This window comes from Natronococcus sp. A-GB7 (assembly GCF_029688865.1).
Taxonomy (GTDB): domain Archaea; phylum Halobacteriota; class Halobacteria; order Halobacteriales; family Natrialbaceae; genus Natronococcus.
The window spans coordinates 42024-62128 of sequence record NZ_JARUKV010000029.1; the positions used below are offsets into that span (position 1 = coordinate 42024).

At 56.2% G+C, this 20105-nt stretch carries 16 protein-coding genes and 4 pseudogenes; 9 read left to right on the top strand and 11 right to left on the bottom strand.

Annotation, left to right across the window (positions count from 1 at the left end; translation table 11 throughout):
- Nucleotide 1: 1 nt before the first annotated feature.
- Nucleotides 2–1273, bottom strand: coding sequence for a formamidase (fmdA, locus tag QA609_RS20710; RefSeq protein WP_278304528.1), 1272 nt, complete (start codon nucleotides 1271–1273; stop codon nucleotides 2–4).
- 576 nt (nucleotides 1274–1849) lie between these two features.
- Here fmdA and QA609_RS20715 point away from each other — a divergent pair.
- Nucleotides 1850–2989, top strand: a complete 1140-nt coding sequence (locus QA609_RS20715; RefSeq protein WP_278304529.1) for a glycosyltransferase family 2 protein — start codon at nucleotides 1850–1852, stop codon at nucleotides 2987–2989.
- Nucleotides 2990–3061: 72 nt separating this feature from the next.
- On the opposite strand, the gene QA609_RS20720 is transcribed toward QA609_RS20715, so the two are convergent.
- Together QA609_RS20720 and QA609_RS20725 are read right to left on the bottom strand one after the other, a co-directional pair.
- The gene (locus tag QA609_RS20720) at nucleotides 3062–3538 is read right to left on the bottom strand and encodes an FKBP-type peptidyl-prolyl cis-trans isomerase (protein WP_278304530.1); all 477 of its coding nucleotides are present in this window, start codon (nucleotides 3536–3538) and stop codon (nucleotides 3062–3064) included.
- Between the two features lie 450 nt (nucleotides 3539–3988).
- Nucleotides 3989–4114 carry a hypothetical protein gene (locus tag QA609_RS20725; protein ID WP_278304531.1) on the bottom strand — a complete coding sequence of 42 codons (126 nt, stop codon included), beginning with the start codon at nucleotides 4112–4114 and terminating at the stop codon, nucleotides 3989–3991.
- A 581-nt stretch (nucleotides 4115–4695) separates the two neighbouring features.
- On the opposite strand from QA609_RS20725, the gene QA609_RS20730 reads away from it, so the two are divergent.
- Both QA609_RS20730 and QA609_RS20735 read left to right on the top strand, forming a co-directional pair.
- Nucleotides 4696–5016 (top strand): hypothetical protein, encoded by a 321-nt coding sequence (locus QA609_RS20730; RefSeq protein ID WP_278304532.1) that lies wholly within the window; start codon nucleotides 4696–4698, stop codon nucleotides 5014–5016.
- Nucleotides 5017–5257: 241 nt separating this feature from the next.
- The gene (locus QA609_RS20735) at nucleotides 5258–5710 is read left to right on the top strand and encodes a DUF2062 domain-containing protein (protein ID WP_278304533.1); all 453 of its coding nucleotides are present in this window, start codon (nucleotides 5258–5260) and stop codon (nucleotides 5708–5710) included.
- 280 nt (nucleotides 5711–5990) lie between these two features.
- On the opposite strand, the gene QA609_RS20740 is transcribed toward QA609_RS20735, so the two are convergent.
- Nucleotides 5991–6551, bottom strand: a complete 561-nt coding sequence (locus QA609_RS20740; protein ID WP_278304542.1) for a TATA-box-binding protein — start codon at nucleotides 6549–6551, stop codon at nucleotides 5991–5993.
- A gap of 533 nt (nucleotides 6552–7084) precedes the next feature.
- Here QA609_RS20740 and QA609_RS20745 point away from each other — a divergent pair.
- The 3 genes from QA609_RS20745 (at nucleotide 7085) to QA609_RS20755 (ending at nucleotide 10359) form a co-directional block, all read left to right on the top strand.
- A complete protein-coding gene (locus tag QA609_RS20745; RefSeq protein WP_278304534.1) occupies nucleotides 7085–7537 on the top strand; it encodes a hypothetical protein in 453 nt (150 codons plus the stop codon).
- Nucleotides 7538–8149: 612 nt separating this feature from the next.
- On the top strand, nucleotides 8150–10168 hold the full coding sequence (locus QA609_RS20750) for a hypothetical protein (RefSeq protein ID WP_278304535.1): 2019 nt from the start codon (nucleotides 8150–8152) through the stop codon (nucleotides 10166–10168).
- The gene (locus QA609_RS20755) at nucleotides 10165–10359 is read left to right on the top strand and encodes a hypothetical protein (protein ID WP_278304536.1); all 195 of its coding nucleotides are present in this window, start codon (nucleotides 10165–10167) and stop codon (nucleotides 10357–10359) included. Before QA609_RS20750 ends, QA609_RS20755 begins: the two co-directional genes overlap by 4 nt.
- Before the next feature lie 122 nt (nucleotides 10360–10481).
- On the opposite strand, the gene QA609_RS20760 is transcribed toward QA609_RS20755, so the two are convergent.
- Nucleotides 10482–10694 carry an ATP-binding protein gene (locus QA609_RS20760; RefSeq protein ID WP_343233814.1) on the bottom strand — a complete coding sequence of 71 codons (213 nt, stop codon included), beginning with the start codon at nucleotides 10692–10694 and terminating at the stop codon, nucleotides 10482–10484.
- Nucleotides 10649–11407: pseudogene (locus QA609_RS20765) on the bottom strand (histidine kinase dimerization/phospho-acceptor domain-containing protein); the annotation flags it as partial. The gene QA609_RS20760 and the pseudogene QA609_RS20765, both read right to left, overlap by 46 nt.
- Before the next feature lie 136 nt (nucleotides 11408–11543).
- Here QA609_RS20765 and QA609_RS20770 point away from each other — a divergent pair.
- Nucleotides 11544–12275, top strand: a pseudogene (locus QA609_RS20770) (IS6 family transposase).
- A gap of 807 nt (nucleotides 12276–13082) precedes the next feature.
- Nucleotides 13083–13676 carry a hypothetical protein gene (locus tag QA609_RS20775; protein WP_278304537.1) on the top strand — a complete coding sequence of 198 codons (594 nt, stop codon included), beginning with the start codon at nucleotides 13083–13085 and terminating at the stop codon, nucleotides 13674–13676.
- Nucleotides 13677–14185: 509 nt separating this feature from the next.
- Here the strand turns inward: QA609_RS20775 and QA609_RS20780 are convergent.
- From QA609_RS20780 to QA609_RS20795, 4 genes and pseudogenes are all read right to left on the bottom strand, one after another.
- Nucleotides 14186–14341, bottom strand: a complete 156-nt coding sequence (locus tag QA609_RS20780) for a hypothetical protein (protein ID WP_278304538.1) — start codon at nucleotides 14339–14341, stop codon at nucleotides 14186–14188.
- A gap of 998 nt (nucleotides 14342–15339) precedes the next feature.
- Nucleotides 15340–15705 carry a lamin tail domain-containing protein gene (locus tag QA609_RS20785; RefSeq protein WP_278304539.1) on the bottom strand — a complete coding sequence of 122 codons (366 nt, stop codon included), beginning with the start codon at nucleotides 15703–15705 and terminating at the stop codon, nucleotides 15340–15342.
- Nucleotides 15706–15886: 181 nt separating this feature from the next.
- Nucleotides 15887–17161 carry a hypothetical protein gene (locus QA609_RS20790; RefSeq protein ID WP_278304540.1) on the bottom strand — a complete coding sequence of 425 codons (1275 nt, stop codon included), beginning with the start codon at nucleotides 17159–17161 and terminating at the stop codon, nucleotides 15887–15889.
- A gap of 464 nt (nucleotides 17162–17625) precedes the next feature.
- A pseudogene (locus QA609_RS20795) lies at nucleotides 17626–17749 on the bottom strand (IS630 family transposase); the annotation flags it as partial.
- 827 nt (nucleotides 17750–18576) lie between these two features.
- Between QA609_RS20795 and QA609_RS20800 the strand changes: the two are divergent.
- A pseudogene (locus QA609_RS20800) lies at nucleotides 18577–19210 on the top strand (IS6 family transposase).
- 28 nt (nucleotides 19211–19238) lie between these two features.
- Here the strand turns inward: QA609_RS20800 and QA609_RS20805 are convergent.
- Complete coding sequence (locus tag QA609_RS20805; protein WP_278304541.1) at nucleotides 19239–19670, bottom strand: hypothetical protein; 432 nt, start codon at nucleotides 19668–19670, stop codon at nucleotides 19239–19241.
- Nucleotides 19671–20105: the final 435 nt, after the last annotated feature.

Genomic DNA, 20105 nt, shown 5'->3' on the forward strand with positions numbered 1-20105 from the left:
CTCAGCCCAGCGGATCGTCGGTGATCGAGATCTGTCCGCGGTCGTCGTGTTCGCCGAGTGCGGCGGGACTGACGTCGAACTCGAAGACGCTCTTCGGGACGGCGATCGTCGAACAGGCGTTGGGAATGTCGACGATCCCGCTCTGTCTGCCCTCGATCGGAACGGTCCCCAGGATCATGTACGCCTGCTCGCGGGTGTAGCCGAACTTCGTCAGGTACTCGATCGCCTCGAGAGCCGCACGCCGGTACGCGACGTGGGGGTCCATGTACCGCTGCTCGCCGTCCTCCGTGACGGAGTAGCCCTCGAACACGACGTAGTCGGAGAAGTTCGGCCCCCGGTGTCCGGGTTCGAAGATCGGGTGGTCGATCCCGAACTTGTTCATCCCGCCCTTGACGAGTTCGAACTTCACGTCGACGTACCCCGCCATCTCGATCGCGCCACAGAAGGTGATCTCGCCGTCGCCCTGCGAGGCGTGGATGTCTCCGATACCGAACTTGGCGCCCTCGACGAACACCGGGAAGTAGATCGTCGAGCCGAGCGAGAGATCCTTGATGTCGCAGTTGCCGCCGTGTTCCCGCGGCGGGACCGTTCTGGCCCCCTCCTCGGCGATCCGGTCTGCAACCTCGCCGGTCGCCTCACCGGGCAGCGCGCCGTCGGGAGTCGGTGGCGAGGCGACGGGGGGTTCCGACTCGCCGGTCGGGTGGTTCCGGATCGACTCGGGATCCTCGGCGTGTCTCTCGATCAGTTCCTGCTCGCGTTCGTTCCACTCCTCGAGCAGCTCCTGGGACGGCGCGGTGCCGATCAGGCCGGGGTGGATCATCCCCTCGAAGTGGACGTCCGGGATGTGTCGCGAGGAGACGTACGTTCCGTCGAGGTTCCAGATCGCCTTCGCGGCGTCGGGGAAGTGATCGGTGAGAAACCCTCCGCCGTTTTGCTGTGAGAAGATCCCGGTGAAGCCGAACTCCGACCGATCGTTCAACACCCCGATATCGAGCAGCGTCGTCTTGAGAAGGTCGCCCGGCTCGGCTCCGGTTACCGCCACGGGCCCGCTCAGATAGTGGACCTGGTTGAGATCGACGTCCCGAACCTCGTTTGCGTTGTCGTTGTCCTGTATCTGTCCGCCCGTCCAGTCGAGACACTCGAGTCGAACGGCTTCCCCGGGCTCGACCGTGACGACGGGCTCGAGCTCCGGATGCCAGCGATTGAACGGATTCGCTCCTGGCTGTTCGTCGGGTGGCGCGTCGACGTCCACCTCGAATTGTACTTCTGGCATGAGTTGTGTCGGGCCCGCAGGCCCGTCTGGTAGGGCCACCAACGGGATGATAATGCTTATCAATGATTATATTTAGCACCGTATAAGATCTAAACGCGCTATCGACCGCACACAAGTACGAGTACGGGTTCGATTTGTCCACGATCGAGGTCCCGTACCGCAGCGTTGAGGTCGGATCGCCCACGCGACGGGAGCGAGACCGGAAACCGCCTCGGTGTGGTAGCCGGCGAGGTATATGATTACCAGAATTACATTTACCAGTGAATTATATCATATCCTTTGATAGTACTAATATACTAAAAGCTTGTTCAGAGAAATACAAATATGGTGCAACATTGATTAATTAAAGCAGTAATTATTTACCAATTCTACAGAAAACACGTTTCGATAGACGGTGTCCAGTCGAGTAAAGTCAGGATTTTCGAGTAGCCGGCTCGTGTTCCGATCGGATACAGCACTCCGGAGTCGAGCCGACGAGCGCACGACTCTCACGAGACCGCCGTACGCCCCACAGACGGCTACTGACGACTCACTCTGACTACCGACAGCCGACGCACAACCGACCTCGAGGATCTCATGATAACGCCACGACACGACTCGCCGACGACACTTTCAGACGCACAGTTCGGTCTCGGGCTGCTTCCCGACGACCAGGTCTCACTCCGGGCCGTCTCCCGAGCGCGCGCCAGTAACTACCCCGTCTTCGTTCTCGACACGGGCCTCGAGGACGACGTCGTTTCGCTCCTCGAGGAGCTGGGGGCCACCGTGCTCGACTCACCCGCCGACGACGAGGGTCGGCGATCGAAGCTGGTTTCGGCCGCCGAGACCGACGGCTGTGACGGGCTCATCGTCACGGGAAGCGGCGAGCGGCTCGACCTCGAGGCGAGCCGCCGTCGGAGCGTCGCGTCGTCGTCGTTCAGCACCGAGGCCGTCACCACGGAGTCGCCGGCCGAATCCGACCGTCTGATCGGGATTCCGGCGTACAACGAGGCGGGCAGTATCGAGCGCATCGTCGACCAGGCGGCCGAGTTCGCGGCCGAGGTCGTCGTCGTCGACGACGGGAGCAGCGACGACACCGTCGAGATCGTCGACGAAACCGACGCGACGCTGCTCGAGCACGACCACAACCAGGGGAAGGGGACGGCGTTGCGGACGCTGTTCGAGCACGTCCGAACGACCGAGTACGACTCGCTCGTGATCCTCGACGGCGACGGCCAACACCTCCCGGAGGAGATCCCGACGGTCGTCGAGCCCGTCGAGGACGAGGGCGCCGACATGGTCATCGGCAGCCGATACCTCGAGGCCGACGAGGACGAGACGCCGGGGTACCGACGCTTCGGCCAGCAGGTGCTCGACTACCTCACGTTCGGCTCGAGCGGAACGAAGCTCTCGGACACCCAGAGCGGGTTCCGCGCGTTCTCGCGGGACGCCGTCGAGACGCTCTCGATCGAGACCAGCGGGATGGGCGTCGAGAGCGAGCTCATCATGGACGCCCAGGACTCCGAACTCGAGATCACCGAGCGTCCAATCGACGTCCGGTACGAGGACGTCGACGGCCAGACGCTGAACCCGGTCTACCACGGGCTCAGCGTCGCGCTGTTTCTCGCCAAATCCGTGCCCGAGCGCCGACCGGCGCTGTTCTACGGGGCGCTCAGCACGGCGGTGCTGGGCGTTGTGGCGGTTGCCCGCTGGGTCGGCCGGTCGGCGTCCTCGTGAGCGCGGTCACCGAAGTCTCGGACTCGTCTCTCCGGTTCGCTCGCCGTTTTGCTGTGGTTGCCCTCGAGCGACTCAGTCGACTTCGAGGACCTCGAGGTCGAACTCGAGGGTCTCGCCCGCCAGCTCGTGGTTGAAATCGATGCGGACGATCTCCGGATCGATGTGTGTAACCTCGCCGACGCTGCCGTCTTTGGTCTCGATCCGGGTCCCCATCTCGAGGGAGCGCCCCTCCGACTCGAGCATCTGGTCGAACTCGACGGTGTTGTGCTCGATGACCCGGTCCTCGCGTCGCTCGCCGTAGGCTTGCTCCGGCGGGACCGTGATCGTCGTTTCGTCGCCCTCGTCCATCCCGACGAGCGCGTCGGTAACCCCCTCGATGATCTCGCCGTCGCCGACCTCGAAGCTCAGCGGCTCGAACTCGCGGTCGGGGAGCTGTTCGGCCAGTCCCGTCTCCTCGGCGACCCGTTCGTCCGTCGTATCGAACACGGGTCCGTCGGCGAACCGGGCCGTATACTCGATCGTGACCGAGTCGCCGATTTCGATCGACATAGGTAGTCGTCGGCGTTGGGGCGGATAAAGGACTCGACGCCGAGTCGATCGCGGTCGGCGAGTGCGGACGGCGGGCTCGAGACGGTGCGTGTACGTCGAAAGCCCTCACAACTGTTGACGAGATATGTAGGTTTTAGTGTTCCTCTCGAGATGGTACGACTGGGCGACCCGGCCCCGATAGGTAGGAACGGTCGTTTGAAAACGTGTCATAGATCACCGTTGACGACTGTCCGTTTCTCCCGTCATTTCTGGGTTGCCTGCTGTTCGTCGCGGCTTGCTCGAGTCGGTGACTGTTTGACTCTCTTCGCTACTCGAGATCGGGTGGGGATCTCTCGGCGAACCAGTCGACAGTAGCGACCTCGAGGAGTACGGAGTGCTCGAGTGCGAACGCGCACCGGGTAGAACACGGAAGTACAAAGTCGAGTTGCCGGTCTCGCTTTGTGGTTTCGCTCAGCCGGGTGTTGGGGTGTCAGGTCCCGTCAGCGCGTCGTTCTCGTCGGGGTCTTCGCGGTTGAGGATCGCCTCTCGCACGCGGTCGAACGCCGATTTGTCGGTGCGGATCGTTGGGAGTGTCATACGACGACGAATGCTAGATAGTGTCGCGCTTAGGTCTGGTGGATATTGTCACGTTGCGTAAGAGAGACCCGCCCTCACGCTGCAACGAGTCTCGAAACCACGAGTGTCGTAGAGGGTGCCAGTGCTGAGTCAGTGTCGACGCTGCGGCGGAGTCGGATTCGGGTCGGTGTCCCAACTCGAGGACGATTCGAGTCGCGACGTCCGCGGGATCCGGTGGTCGCGGTTTCCGATGCGGTCGGCCAGGATGTCGTCCTGTCGTCGGTTCGGGCTTCGCGATCCCGATCGGTAGTCCGCTGCAGCCGGCGGGCCGGGCCGTTCCGCGACCCGCTCTATTCGTCATCCACAGACACGCGTAGTTCCGCTGGAAGGTGAACAGAAGCGACGAGTGCTCCGGCGTCACCGCACTCGACGAGCGTCCGTTCGCCGATAGGGGCACGCTCGAGACGGACCGCCACGACCGACTCGTCGGGCAAATTGGTCGGCGGTGCGGTGGCGGACCTGCTCGCGAGCTGAATCGTCTCTCTGACGGGTCCCACGTGATTTGGAGCGGACCTTTTGCCCGCGTTGTCCCCAGGACGGGTATGGACACCCACGAGGCGTTCGCCATCCTGGCCGACACGGACCGCCAGCACATCGTCACGGAGCTCCTCGAAACCGATGGCCGCTCCACGGTGGGCATCCTGGCCGACCAGCTCGCCGCTCGCCGGCAAAACCACGTCGACGAACTCGAGCGCGAGCGCGCCGAGGTCGAGTTGGTCCACAACCACCTCCCGCGGCTGGCCGACCACGGCGTGCTCGCGTACGACCGCGCGAGCGGCGAGGTCGTCCTGACGGATGCGTCCGGCCTCGAGCCGTACCTGACCGATCCGACGCGCAAGCGGACGATCCCGCTCGATTCGTAGTCGGCGGGTTCGGCTGCGGGACTCGCGGTGGGCGGGATTCTCCGCGTGCAGTAGCCCTCGAGACCGTGTGCCGCGAGGGGCTGGATCCGACGGTCGTGGCTCGTCGCGTCGTGTCGACGCGGGAGAGCCAGTCGGTGCTCGGCTCGGACGCGTACGCATTGGGGCCTGTGGAGTCGGGGCGGCTCCAGCGGTACATAGGGCTTTGTAGCTGAGCGTCGAACCCGTTAGTCCAGGTGTCACCGTGATCGATTCCAGCTGGGTTACGCGCCCGGTACTCCGCGTCCGGAGCGCGTTCCGGGTGGCGTTCACCGAGGACCACCCGCCGCAGTGGGTCGCGAGCAGCTTCGCCTTCGGGATCTTCGTCACGGCGCTGCCGACCCTCGGCGCCGGGCTGCCGGTGCTCGCGTGGGCCAGCCACCGGTTCGTCTGGGCCAACAAGGTCGCGTTCGTCGCCGCCGTCGCGGTCCTGAACCCGCTCGTGAAAGGCGGCGTCTACGCGGGGAGCTTGCTCATCGGGATCCAGCTGCTCGGGCCGGTTCCGGGTCCGGGCCACGTCGAGATCGGGCTCGACGCCGGCACCGACGTGCTCGTGCGGCTGCTCGTCGGGAACGTCATCCTCGCGCTCGGCTTGACGGTTGTCGGCTACGCCGTCGCCTACCGGACCGCACACGCCGTTGGTCGGAAGCGAGCGTGACGGAATCGCCAGATTCGAGATGTTCTCTAATATATTAGGTGCGCACTAGCCTGTTTGTTCACTCGCCCGGGCTAGTCGAGGGCAATACGCCAGCGTGGCAGCACTGGTTTCTCGCAGACGCTTTTTAATCATGTCCGCAACAGGCTACTACCTGAGCCATGCGCTCTACGATGTGACGATGGACTCACTTGAGTCCCGGCCGGATTCAGGATCGTTTCTCCCGCAGAATTTGTGACTTGGCTCAGTATTCGACGATAGTTTAGAGAGAAGAGACCGGATACTACTCGAGCAAACCCAAGTCCTCAAGACGCTTAGTGATGACGTCAAGAGCCTGTTCTGCATCGTTGGTGTCCTTTCCACCGGTGACAACCAGCTTTCCGGAGCTAAAAAGCAGGGCAGCAACGTCAGGTTCGTTGAGTCGATACACTAATCCTGGGAACTGCTCAGGTTTGTACTCAATTTCCTTAAGTCCGAATCCGACCACAATTGCGTTCAGATTGAGATTACGGCCGAGGTCTGCACTACTAACGATATTCTGTACGATGATTTCCGGGTCCTCTGCAACCTCAATTTGGAGATCTCGAAATGTATTGAAGAGCATCTCCATACTCTCATGTACATCCTCGATACCTTTCGCGCCAGTGCAGACGACTTTTCCGGAACAGAACATGAGAGCGGTGGATCTGAAATCTGTACTGCGATAGATAAGGCCGGGGAATTTTTCAGGATCATAGTCAGCCCCTGTAAGGACCACTGCAACACTCTCGAAGTCCAGTTCTTGTCTACTACTGGATGATGCAACCACGTTTTCGATTCTAATGAATTCCTGTGAAACTGTTATCTACCAGTAATAAGTGTGTATAAGTGTCATACCGTTCGGCGTCGCTACTATGCGTGACATAAGTATGGTGAGGAACCACTCATCAGTTGGATGTAGTTTCAGTGTATGTGAATTTATATTTAAACCACAATAGGAATTATGTGATAGTTCTATCATTGTAAGGATACATGGGTGAAATTGGTGAGCTAATCAACGGGATACATGGTGAACAACGACTCCAGAACGGCGGTAACGACCGCTCGCTCCTCCGAGCAAGCGGCGTCAGCACCTACAGCGGGCCGTAGCCACGCAGACGAACTGCAACCACAGTGGGTGCTCAAGTCGGTTTCAAATTCGCTGGCCCACTAAACGAACTCAGTAGTGGCGTTCCGAGATGACTCACTACTGGTCTATATTTCTCGAATAAGACACCAAAATGCCAAGGTAGGGAAAATCATCCATGAATGTGTTTTATAGCTAACTTATTGGAACGATCCTATTAATTCTGTTACTGGACTAGAATTAATATACCGGGGATAGAGGAAAGTGATACTATGCCGATCGACGTTGAATCGAATCAGTGGGACAAGAGCAAACAAATCGATATCTTAGAAGTAGAGATCGAGAGGTATCTCCAGAAGAATTCAGAGGCAGCCTATAAGCTATCAGAAATCACGGAGCATCTTGCAGCCGAAAAGCCAGAGGTGTTTCCTGAATCGTTACTTACCGAGGGTGATTCTGCTAGATTATCTCGGACTGTGTTGGTTGCATCTCGACTGGAAAAGCTAGCCTGGCACGAGCGTATAGAAGCCCGTAGCCTTGACAACAGATTGTACTATACTGATCGGGAAGGCGGTCAGTTCCCGATAGCCGAAGTAGAGCGGAATATCCCCAATCGGTTTATCGATCTCGAGCAGAAAATCGAAGAGGTTGATGACCAATTGCGAGCCATCCAGAGACTGCTCCAAGACCTCGAAGAGGTTCCTGCGGACTTTGATCTACAGTAGACATAAGCGGCACTGTCTAGCTCAGCACCTCCTGAACTGGCGTCTTTCCGTCGAGCGACTAATACGGTCTTTGGCGGTTATACAATGCATGAACCGCCCTAACGGATGTTGTCGTCCGCTCGTTCTTACAAGATTCTTCCAAATCTGCGGCGTTGCTCTCACTGAATAGGTCTGTGAGTAGTTGTCCAGATCACCTCGACGACCTACTCGCTTCTCAAACTGGCTCAACCAGGCAGTATTGGTTTTTATTCAATCAAATGGGGTGGATGCAATACTGTCTTGCTATATGTTTGATTTATATTGGAATTTTCGACACTATGCTAGATGAGTAAACACTAATACGCAATCAAGCCGAACGTTTATTTTATTCCCATCTATCCTTTCTCCCAGACGCAGCGGCACAGAAACAAGACAGTCCGATCCGAGAGAGGTATCGCTGCGGAACCAACCGATTATCCCACGATTCGAACGATGGTTACCGAAAACGGAAACACGACACGTCGTACCGTGCTGAAACTAACCGGAGCGGGCCTCGTGGCCGGAGGACTCGCTATCAGTCCTGCGGGAGCGGACTCGGACAGCGGCTGGATCGAAACGGACGTTTCGTTAGACGTGGAACTCTCGAGTACGGCAATCTCGAGCCACGGGCCGGTTGCCGCCGGAGAGGGCGGCGTCGTCCTCGCTCGGCGGGTTACTGGCTGGGACCCAATTATCGAGGTTGGCCCAACAACGGAATCAAACCCGCTGAACGATATCGCAGTCACCGATGATGGTCGTCACGTTTGGTTTGCCGGTGGCAGCGGTGTCGTCGGCCGGTACGACGTCGAGGCTCACCAACTCACCGACTACTCCGCACCTGAAGTCGAGGAGGAAGACGGAAGCACGAACGAAAAGACCAGCACCTGGGAAGCGCTCGACGTCGCCGGTGACGCGGGCGAGGAGCGAGTCGTCCTCGCCAACGGCTCCGGAGAGGTCCTTCCCGGAGAGCTTACAGACGAAGGCGGTGTCGACTGGGGTACGGTCGTTGAACCGGGTGCCGGAACGACGATCACCGGTGTGTCGCTCTACGAACGTGACGCCGGTTTCGTTGCCGACTCCGAGGGGTCGGTCTACGAGACGACAGACGGCGGCCAGTCCTGGAACGAAGAGGGAGTATTCATCGCTGAGGTTGGTCTGGAGGATATCGCGGCCACGAGCGAGAGCGACGCAACCGCGGTCGGTGAGAGCGGCTTCATCTACGAGTACAGCGGAACCGGCTGGACCGAACACGATGTCGGCGGAGAGACGATCTTCGCCGTCTCGCGCGACGGCGACGACGGACTGGCTGTCGGGGCCAGCGGCTTCACCTACGAGCGAACGGACGACGGGACGTGGGAGCAACGTGAGCAGCCCACCGAGAGCGACCTCCGGGGTACGGCGCTCGCTACCGATGACTTCCTCGACATCGCGGTCGGGGCGTCCGCAACAGCGATCGAGCGCGGCAGCTATCCCGACGGAACGAATCTTCCACAGACAATTACCCTCTCGAAAGACGTCCCCGCGTCGATCGAGTATACCCTCGAGATCAACGGCGAGATCGCAGCCCTCGACGCGGATGTCGATATCGAGGACGGCACCGCGTCGGGCACGCTCGGAAACGGTGACGTCCACGAGTTCGCCTTCGACGGTCGCGTCGCCGACTTCGACGTATCTCGCGGCCCGCTTCCCCAACTGAACGTCTCGGTCAACGGGCTCGAGGTATCGCCGCTGCGACTCTCTGACCGAGAGTGGTCGGCAGCAGACGTCCCGATTGAGAGCGCACTGTATGGCGTTGCGGCAGCGAGTTCCCCGGTCGCCGCCGGCGAGGGCGGCCGCGTGCTCCGTCGCGAGGACGACGAGTGGTACGTCGTCGCCGACAACGGCCCGACCGGCAACGAGGGCGAACTGCTCGACGCCGCGGCGACCGATGGTGGCGACGCTGCCTGGGTCGCCGGCGGTAGCGGCGTCGTTGGCCGCTACGACCTCGCGGATGACGAGCTCGAGGACTTCTCCGCACCAATGGAAAAGACGAGTACCTGGGAGGCGGTCGCCGTCGGCGGCGACGCAGGCGGCGAGCAGATTGTCCTCGCGAACGGCTCCGGCGAGGTGCTCCCGGGCGAGTACGACGGTGAGTCCGTCGACTGGGGCGATGTCGTCGAACCCGGCGGTGGCTCCAGTGTCGGGGGAGCAAGCTTCCTCGACGACTCGACGGTCTACGTCTCCGATACGAACTCGAAGATCTATCGCAGCAACGATGCTGGGGCGAACTGGAGCGAGATCGGTATCGATGGCGGGAGCGTCGCGCTCAACGATGTCGCCGCGGGCGATGACGATGTTCACGCCCCGGGCGGCGATGGCTCGACGTTCCGGTACAACGGTGCCGTCTGGACCAAGAAGGCTGCTGCCGAGGGAGGACTTCTCGGATTAGACCGACGCAACGATCGTGGCGTCGCCGTCGGTGGGAGCGGAACAGCAGTCACTCGACGGCTGTATGGCTGGCAAACTGACGAGACGCCTACCGACGCCGAGCTACAGGACATCGTTCTGACCGACGACTTCCTCGACGTCGCGGTCGGCGGTGAAGGAACAGTCCTCGAGCGCGATCGTCGGTGATCGCTCCGGACGGGCTCAAACTCGTCGCAGCCAGCCTACTCCGTTATCATGGCAACGTCAGCATTGAGACGGTCGACAACGGGTACCGGAAGATCGTCACCTTCTACGACCCAGTCGAGGACGGAACGCAGCGCTACTATGTCGAGGTATCCGATGACGCAACCGACGCGTACATAGCAAGAAGTCCGTAATCAGTATTATCCGCCCTTGCTACCCCTACGTTACGCTCCTACTTCAACGTGCAAAGCTGGGTGTTCAGTTGGGACGAACGGTGACCGTCCATACCGGTACGCAGATCATGTTCGCTTCCGGCTCAGAGCGTGAACAAGAACGTCGCTCCCTCACCGGGTTCGGAGTCGACCCAGATCTCGCCTCCGTGGCGCTCGACGATCCGCTGACAGAGCGCGAGCCCGATGCCCGTCCCCTCGTACGCCTCCTGATTGTGAAGTCGGTTGAATACCGTGAAGATACGGTCCTGATCTTTGGGATCGATCCCGATCCCTTGTCGTTGACCGAGATCACCCAGTTGTTGTTTCTCCGGTCGGCGCTCACGTGAATCTGCGGTGACTCGTCTCCGCTATAGGTGATGGAGTTGTCGAGCAAATTTTGGAACAATTGTCGGAGCTGGCCGGCATCAGCCTCGAGACGAGGAAGATCCTCGACCGTAACTTCGGCACCGCTTTCGACGATCCGAACGTGGAGGTCCTCGAGCACGGCATTCAACTCGATTGATTCGACCGGATCGCCCTGCCTATCGACTCGGGAGTATTTGAGTAGCCCCTCGATCATGTCGCGCATCCGGTCGGCACTGTCAATAGCGAACTCGCGGAACTCTTCGGCATCGTCGTCGAGGTGGTCTTTGTACTGGTTCTCAATGAGTTGGAGGTAACTCGAAACCATACACAAGGGTTCCTGCAGGTCATGGCTGGCGGCGTAGGCCAACTGCTCGAGGCGCTCGTTCGATTTCTCGAGGCGCCGCTCGAACTGCTTACGCTCAGTGATATCGGCCAGGGCGCCAGGGAACGACACTGAAGTACCGTCATCGTCGTACTCGATGTGACCGCGCGCAACGACCCACCGGAGTTCGTTGTCGTTCCAAACGCGGTACTCTTCTTTGTACCCTTCGCCCGATTCGATGGCGTCCTCAACTTTCCGTTTGATCCGCTCGCGATCATCGTCGTGGATGGCCGAGAGGAACTGGCCGAACGAGACGCTCTCGGTAGCTGTCTCGGGATCGATCTCGAACTTCTTGGCGAATGACGCACCGTGACCATTTGGTCATGCGTAGCGTGCTCAGAACGGAAGTCGTCTCAAGAGGCACTGTCTAGTTGAGCCAGTTTGAGAAGTGAGCAGGCCGTTGAGTTGATTTGGATTACTGCTCGCAGACCTGCTCAGCGAGAGCTACGATGCGGATTTAGAAGAATCTTGTAAGAACGAGCGGACGGCGAACGCCCTGACGGGCGTCGCCGTCCGCCTCCATCAGACCGGTTGTTCTTTCGGGAGACAACAACGATTCTCGCTGAATTAGGCGTTGAACGGTCTCACGGAGCGGTCTGAAACTGGGTACATCGGCTAGCTGACAGCGGACGCGACCCGCCGACGTCCACGAGAGCGAAGCTCTCGTGCGGCCCATCAGAACGCGAAGCGTTCTGAGGACGGCGTCGCCGTCGCGGGTCGCTGTCGACGAAACTGCTGTCAAGATCAACGGCGAGTGGTCTTGGTTATATGCTGCAATAGATATCGAGTCAAAGTTGATTCTCGGCGCCACGTTGTTTAGTCGGCATGGCACTGATCCGGCACTGCATTTCTGCATGGACTCCGTGAGAAACACGAACTCTCCGAGGCTGAGTTTCTTGTCGATCAATTCGGCTATCGGACTGCCATTGCTCGATTAGGACTGAACGTTCGGGTGAACTATACCGATCGAAACCTCGTCGAAAAGTGGTTTCATACTCTCAAAATGCGAGTCGACCGTTTCCATAGTTCGTGGATGGGAAGTCGGGCGAGCGCACGCGAATGGGTTGAATAGTTCGCACATTATTATAACCGCCAGAGACCGCATCAATCGCGTGATGGAAAGACGCCGGCTGAGGAGGTGCTGAACTAGACAGTACCGTTTGGGTTAATTAAAGACCGCATCAATCGTTCGGTAGACGACCGCTAGCCGGCGAGGAGTTCAAGGAGACAGTGACTATCCCCTCAGACCTCTTGTCGAGAGGTCTGTCATCGGATTTCGGGTTTCAGTTTCACTGTGGTTGGCTCGCCTATATACAGATTCAGGAATAATACTGGTAATAGAGGGAGCGGACACACCACCACCCTGTTGCAAGTCACACGCGCTCCCTCTTTTCCACACGCCATCTCTACTAACCCATGTCCACGGCGAACCCACCACCCCTCGGTACATGCCCGTTCTATCAAGCCGAGATCACGACGACCAATGTGATCCTTGAATACGAAACAGAGACAGGACCAGCAGTATACGCCGAGTGCCCCAACTGCCGTGAGGTTGTGAACCCAGAGTAATTCCCTGTATCTGTGTTATTTGAACGTGTAGACCGGTTGCTGTCCTGGACAGAGCAGCCAGAAGTCGTATACGAATGTCGCCATGTGACGCCATCTATCTAGCTGTCCGATTCCCTAATAGAGAACCCTACACGCCGGGTTTATCTAAGAAATCCTAATTAGTCAGATCGTCAGTTGCGTTGATCAGGCCGTTCGGTCGCCGGTGACGTCGTCAAGAGTCGTAAGTGATACGGCGAACACCAGTAAACCGATTCTTCTCAAAATCCCCCGTTCGCTAGTCGTCCTTCCCGTCTAACTAACAATCTATCTTAAAGACATCCCGAAGTTGGTTAAGGCTCTGCTATAAGATAGTTTATTGTACTGTACTATATTGGAGTAGACAGAGAAGATGGATCAGCGGGCACAAAATAAAGAAGCCTCATCCACCGATAACTCACCCGAGGCCCGGGTGCTTTCCGAGGATGATGTCTTCCACCTGTTGAACACTAGTCGGCGACGAGAAGTAATCCGGTGTCTGTTAGAAACGGGTGAACCGATTCAATTGCCCGACCTTGCCAGACACGTTGCAGCAGCAGAGAATGAGATGCCTATTGACCTAGTAACTTCAGATCAATACCAACGAATTTACGTCCCACTATATCAGGAACAGCTCCCGAAGCTCGACAAAGCGGGTGTTATTCGCTACGACCAGTCCAGCGGTGTCATTGAACCGACTGACAGACTAGGGGTTTTTTCACCATATCTCGAGCACTCACCTAACGAAGAGGGTGGCACGAGATCCAGTGTCACCACTACCAATTCCGACAAGCAGGTAGTCAGCAAGTGGTATTTCGCATCTGCAGGTCTCAGTGCAATATTACTACTGGCTGTTACACTTGAGTTGATACCGATCGCTGGTGAACTTCTTGGTGCGATCATCATTGTCCTGTTTCTCGCCGCGAACGCCGCTGCGAGGCTATCATTGTTTCATCTGTCGGGTTGAACGTACTGCCTGTCTCTCTATCAGAGAAGACGTAATACTTATCGAATTTTTTGAAAAGCTACTATGTATACATTTAACGCAAAGATCGAAAAGCAAGACAGTTCGTACGTAGTCGAAGTGCCGAAACGCGAACTCAGTGATAGGAAGAAAGATCTCGGGCAGCCTTTTCTCCACCTCTTATGTCGGCTACAGATACCAATGACTCCTGCGTACGATACGACGATTATCGCTGTCATTTCGATCATCTCACGGACGCCCGGTGCGATCACACCTGGCACCTCAATTGTTCAACAGTGTTACTAATAGCCCCACGAATTCCGAAAGTGCCGCTGCACACTTGAGACTCCCACCGCTTTCCTGTTGCCGAGCGATTCTCGCCTGTATTATTTTCATCGTGAGAGTTTCCGAGCATCGACATCCATCTCTGCTAACAATCAAAATACGCAACACCGCGTCTCAACCTACGATAAGAGTCTCTACCGAGCCAGTGTTGGTTAGTTTCGAAGGCGCTACTCCTCGTCGTCCACCATCACGACCGCGGTGCGCCTGCCGACCCGCTGGCGTGCCGGGCCACCCCTCACGTGGGTACTCGCCAGCGTGTTCGTGATGATATGCCCGGTAATTCCCGCGCCCCGAACGTTCTCGAGCAGTCGGGAAATGGCCACTCATTGGTCTCGATGTCGTTGCTCATACGTCAATCTCGAACGTCTCTAGCGTCTAAGCCGCTTTCGCGACAGTCGGTCGGCTCGCTGGCGGTTTTGGCAAGTCGGTTCTTACCTCTAACCAACACCGGGGTTCTGTCACCCTCGAGTTGATTAGACACAACATCGAGTAGTGGCGACACTCTAATTTCACTTCGTATCTGTTCTATCGATATATTTGCTATAGACCTAGGTATCCTAAACCTCTGCAACTAGTGGAAGATTATTAGGCAGAGTACCGAGAATTATCAAGTGGTCGGCGGGTGTCAACGCATCTCAACGCCACCCCCCGGCGAGCGTAACACCACCGACCTACCTAATCCCTCAGAAACATGGCGGGTTGGTGCCTACCATCAACCCTACTATCGGCGTGTGCCTCAAAGAAGCCAGACTCACCCTCTGGCTTCCTGCACCCCGTCTGTGTTCGATTCTCGCGTGGACTTTTTTGTGTCTACTTATGGAGTTGCTTTTTTGCTATAGTGGGGGAGTTATTAGTAGTTTTAGTAAGTAATCGGAGAGCGTCGGAGGTATCGGCGAGTCATTGCGACATCGGCCCGTTCAGTCCTTACCTTCGACGCCCCGAATAGCTCATCGGACAGCCAAAACAGTAGGTCACCCTTCCTGGGACCTACCGATTTCGAGTGCTACAATTATCACGCTGCAAATAGACAGATGTTAATATTGAGAGTTTCCACATGAAGGTGGCTGGTGTCCATCGAGGGTTGTTCGACACACCACCGCTGATAATCTCGGTGTCCCAGCCCAGATGTCGCGGAAGCAGGGTTCAGACGCGGTTCCCTCCTTCCGAGTACCCCTACCCACCCTTCGTGAAGGCGAGATTATTTTTCAGGAGTCGATCGACCGCCAGTTGCCAGGCGTGCTCGGTGGTCTCGAGGAGGTCGCTAAGGAGCAGTTTCTCAACGACGACAACCGATAGCGCTGTTGAAACGGATTAGTGGAGCTTACGAGAAGAGACCCGTAACCTGCGATGCAAGCGCGCCGATCAGGGATCTGGACGGATTGCCGTATTCGTGCTCAAGCACGGTATTCCCACTCGGGTTATTTACCACAATGATGTCGCCATCCTGCTTCCAGACCGCATTGCCACTTCCCGTGAAGATCTCGTCATCCGTTGCGCTTCCAGGTCCGCTAGTTACTCGGACTTGCTCGCCAGAGTCGAGCGTAAAGCCACTCGGGAACGTGGCTGAACTGCCAGTACCTGCTTCTCGATCGGTAACCTCGTAGTCACCGAGATCGATCTCCTGGTCACTCGTGTTTTCAAAGAGGATGTACTCGTTCTCGGACGCGTGGCCGACGTCGACAGTCATATCCACGACCTCGAGTGCGTCCGAGCGTGTTGAAGAACTCGAGACCGGCTCTACTGGGTAGTAGATACTGACGTCAAACCCATCGCGAGAGTCGGAACCGAAGTATTCTGCTCAGAGTAGTCTACGAAAGCTTTGAAATTAGGCGGTTTAGCCAACAGCAGTCGCATTGGTCAGACTCGTTCTAGTCAGATACTTCACTACGATGGCCAATGCTGAGCGAAATCCGGTAATCAGCTGCCTCATCGCATCCGTATGCCTCCAGATAGCCACTTGAAGACTCACCAGGGTCCAAAAACACCATGTTATCTATATTGCTAATCACTCCTCCGCTTTCGTCCAGAAGGGTCCCTGCGTAGTGAACATTCATCTCTTGAGTGTCGGACACATTTTCAAGCGAATAGTTGATCAGACAATCGTCCTGTGCATCGGAACTGGCCCATTCTATTCCGTGGTCCGTAACTTCAAGCACCTCTTCGTCCTCTTCATCGGCGTACTGGATCTGTCCCTCCATTTCCTCGGGGGAGATTCCATTACCATCGTCTCCATCGGAATCGTCTTCCTCGTTCTCTTCGTCGTCGCCGTCTTCCTCTTCATCTGATTCAGCGTCGTCTTCCTCGCTCCCGTCGGTATCATCGGCTCCGTCCTCATCCGTGTCCTCGTCGCTGTCGTCCTCGTTCTCATCACTATCCTCTTCGTGCTCTGTCTCTTCGGTGTCTTCTTCGGGTTCTTCGTCGTTCTCGTCTTCAGACTCTTCGTCTTGCTCTTCAGGTTCAGATTCGTCTTCAGATTCGCCGGGCTCTTCGTCCTGGTCCTCCCCTTCCGAACCCTCGTCTTCAGATTCTTCCTCCTGGTCCTCTGACTCGGATTCTTCTTCTGATCCCTCTTCGTTTTCAGTCTCTTCGGACTCTTCGTCTTGTTCTTCAGGTCCGGATTCCTCTTCAGATTCTTCGTCCTGATCCTCTGGTTCGGACACCTCTTCTGGTTCCTCGTTCTCCTCAGATTTTTCGAGTTCTTCGTCTGGGTCCTCCGTTTCCGGCTCCTCGTCTTCTGTTTCTTCGGGTTCTTCCTCTTGATCCTCTGACCCCGAGTCCTCGTCTTCTTCGCTCTCAGGCTCTTCAGAGTCTTCGCTCTCTTCTTCGGAATCGGGCTCTGCATCGTTTTCTTCTATCTCTTCTTCTGGTTCGTCGGGCTCATCTTCCTCTTCTTCAGGTCCTTCAGATTCATCTTCTTCTGAGTCCTCGGGTTGTTCTTCGCCCTCCCCAGGTTCTTCAGGATCGTCTTCCTCATCTTCATCGTCGTTCTCAAGTTCTGTTTCAGAATCGTCGGCAGACCTGTTCTCCTGGTCATCACCTGTTTCCTCAAAGTCTGACCCATCGTTGTCAGGTGATTGAGAGCATCCGGCAAGAGTTGCAGAAACCACAGCACCAGACCCAGTTAGAATAGTTCGTCTGTGCATAAGTAATATATAGCGTACTGTCCGATAATCCTAATCCCAAAGTGTATTGGGCGACATTCGTATTGTTGATGCCATTTTTGAGTTCGGAACCCCCAATGAGATCCCGAGCAATTTTAGCTTTAACCAGGAAGAGCCAGACTGACAACAAGTGGCTCGATGTTAGAATCCAGCTAAGTCCTTACTGACGGTCACCATATTGGGGAAGTTGGTGACCTCAACATTCGGAAGGGGTATTTAACAATTCTCTCCTCGAAGCGGAGAGTGCTATGTCGGGAACGATCGATTTGGTATTAGGTTTCGTCGGCACCCCCATGGACGACCTTTGGGGCTGACCTCGATCAGCCCCGCGCGTTCTTGGCGTTGCTAGAAATACACCCATCTTGAACTCCTCGACGTAGCGAGTGCTGGTCCTCGCTTCGCCGCGTCGTCGCTCGAAAAATCTCCGCTCTGTCGTTCTCGATCGAAATCGATTCGAATAGGCGATTTCCAAGTGGTTGCTTGAGCCGTCGCCAACACTCTTTTGCGGGGTCAGCTCTGGTAAACCCGCGGAAGGTAACACAGTTCGATCAGAGTGTCTTCAACGAACTCGTAGCGTCGTTAAGTAACCTTTCGCATCCGGCTCGCATCGTGAAGTTTTGGTGATCGCTTAGTAACTTGTTCGCAAGACTACTTTCATTTTACATACTTTATTGGTATTTATATTTTTGTCGTACGACTAGCCAGGTTTGAGCTAGACTTCGTATCGAACAACTCAGAACGAGGATGCCATCTTCTTCAATAGCGAAACTAGAGTTGGGTATTTCGAAAAGTCTACTCAAGAGCGAATCTGCCGGCCAACACAGGGAATAGCATACGATAGTAGGGATGTTGTCTTTTGTACTCGTTCTATCGCACAGGAGCGCGCTAATGTGATAACCGAGGGTTAGCGGGTTCAAATTTATTATTTGGTATTACCTGTACTCTTGAAGTCTCGATTTATTTATCCTCTTGGTTTTCGTTCCGAAGACGAGAAAAGTGCAGAGATCGGTGAGAACAGTGAGTGGTAATATAGCCAGTACGGCAGTATACGTAATTCCAAGCAAGAGATTCTCCCAGATGTTTTGGGATGAAAATTCATTGGATGTGATAGAGTGCTGGGTGGCTTTAATCAATTTCGACGTCTCTTGGAATATGACCCCTTTTTTGGTCATTGTCGTCTCTTACCACAGCAATTTCCACCACCCTCTTATAAATATGCTAGTTTTAGCTATCTACACACAGATTTTGATTGAGAATGGTCGTAGCAGACCCCGTTTTTTCGACGAAAGAAACCCGTTATAGATATCTAGTAACTATTTCCAAAAGGCCTCGTCACGGTCGTGTGGTCGTGTTTGGTCAAGGCTGATGGATGAGATGGGATGGTTTTTAGCTGGCTCATGGTAGAAATCACCCGCCTCAGTGGTTGTAGCGACTGGATCGAATTAGATTTTGTGGAGCGAGAGCGGACACCGCGTCGGCTGATAAAGCTGGGTATTCGACACCATTTCAGCGGATTATCGCTTTTGAATATTATCTCTGACCTGAGATTTTTGGTGTCGAACGGTCGCAAAAAGCTATTCACGACTGCGTGCAGAAGGTCGATCTACAGCCTGCCAGCGGTGCGAGTCCGGATCACGTCGCACTTGACGAGACGGTGATCCGAATCAATGGTCAGCAGTTCTGGCTGTACGCAGCTGTCGATCCTCATTCGAACGAATTCTTGCACTTGCGGCTCTTTACGACTACGACAACGGCACTGTCACAACAGTTTCTCCGCGAACTTCTGAGAAACACGACGTCGCCGACACCGTGTTTCTCGTTGATCACGCCCAGCATCTAGCGACTGCACTACAACAAGCGGGGCCCCGATTTCGTTCCGTTTAACACGGAAATCGAAACGCTGTCGAGCGCATATTTCGAGAAATAAAACACTGAATCTCCTCGTTCAGTAATAGCTTCAGTCACGTCGGTCCGACGACCGCCGAGACGTGGCTCCAAGCCTTCTCCGTCTGGTGGAATTTGCTCAACTAAACACGATGGCTCGTCGCTCGCTGAAGAGTTAACTAGTTCTCGCCAGAGACCTCACTTGCATTCGTTGCTTCGAGACTGTGATCTCGGAGGTTGGAGGCCCCTCGATATCTGCGTCGTCGTCCTCCTGATCTTCAGTTTCGTCGACTTTTTCCTCCTCGGATTCGTCCGTTTCCTCTTCGGCTTCCTCGCTGCTCTCATCATCGTCTCCATCGGGTTCTGGCTCATCACCCGCTTCTTCGTCCCCGTTCTCATCGGTGGACTGTTTGTCGTCGGAATCTCCAGTCTCACTCTCGTCGCTCTCGCCAGTTGTTTCGCTGTCCCCGTTTTCGTCCTCCTCGCCGGTCCCGTTTTCGTCTTCCTCATCACCTTCGTCGAACCCATGTTCACCCTCGCCATCGGTGGTGTCTTCCTCATCATCAATTGGTTCAATGAAGTCATCGGATACACGTCCCGCCAGCATTGTAGGCAACGTTGGTCCGTCACTGCCGATGACCGTTCTCCGTCTCATAGGTGATATACTGTCTGACATACAGATGATATTACAGGATAGTCGTCTGTTTGAGAAAGTCTAGATACACAAACAAACCGTGGTGGGTGAGTGGCAAGTGAGGATGCTGGTGCAACGACTCACCAACGAAGGGTGGGGGAGGCCATCCCTTCGGCTGACGGGTAACTGGAGATCGCACCAGTGCCTTTACGGGCACTCGAGATCATGGACTATGGGTATATTGAACGGACAAATCGTAACAGCAAATTAGAAATTATTAAGTCGAATTAGTGGCCACTCACCGCAGGTTTTCACTGAAACTCAGTCGTTCACTCCCTGCTTTCGGTGCTATTGCGGTTAGGTGGGTTTTCAAGTTCTTAGAGTAAGATCAACAGGATTGACACTCCC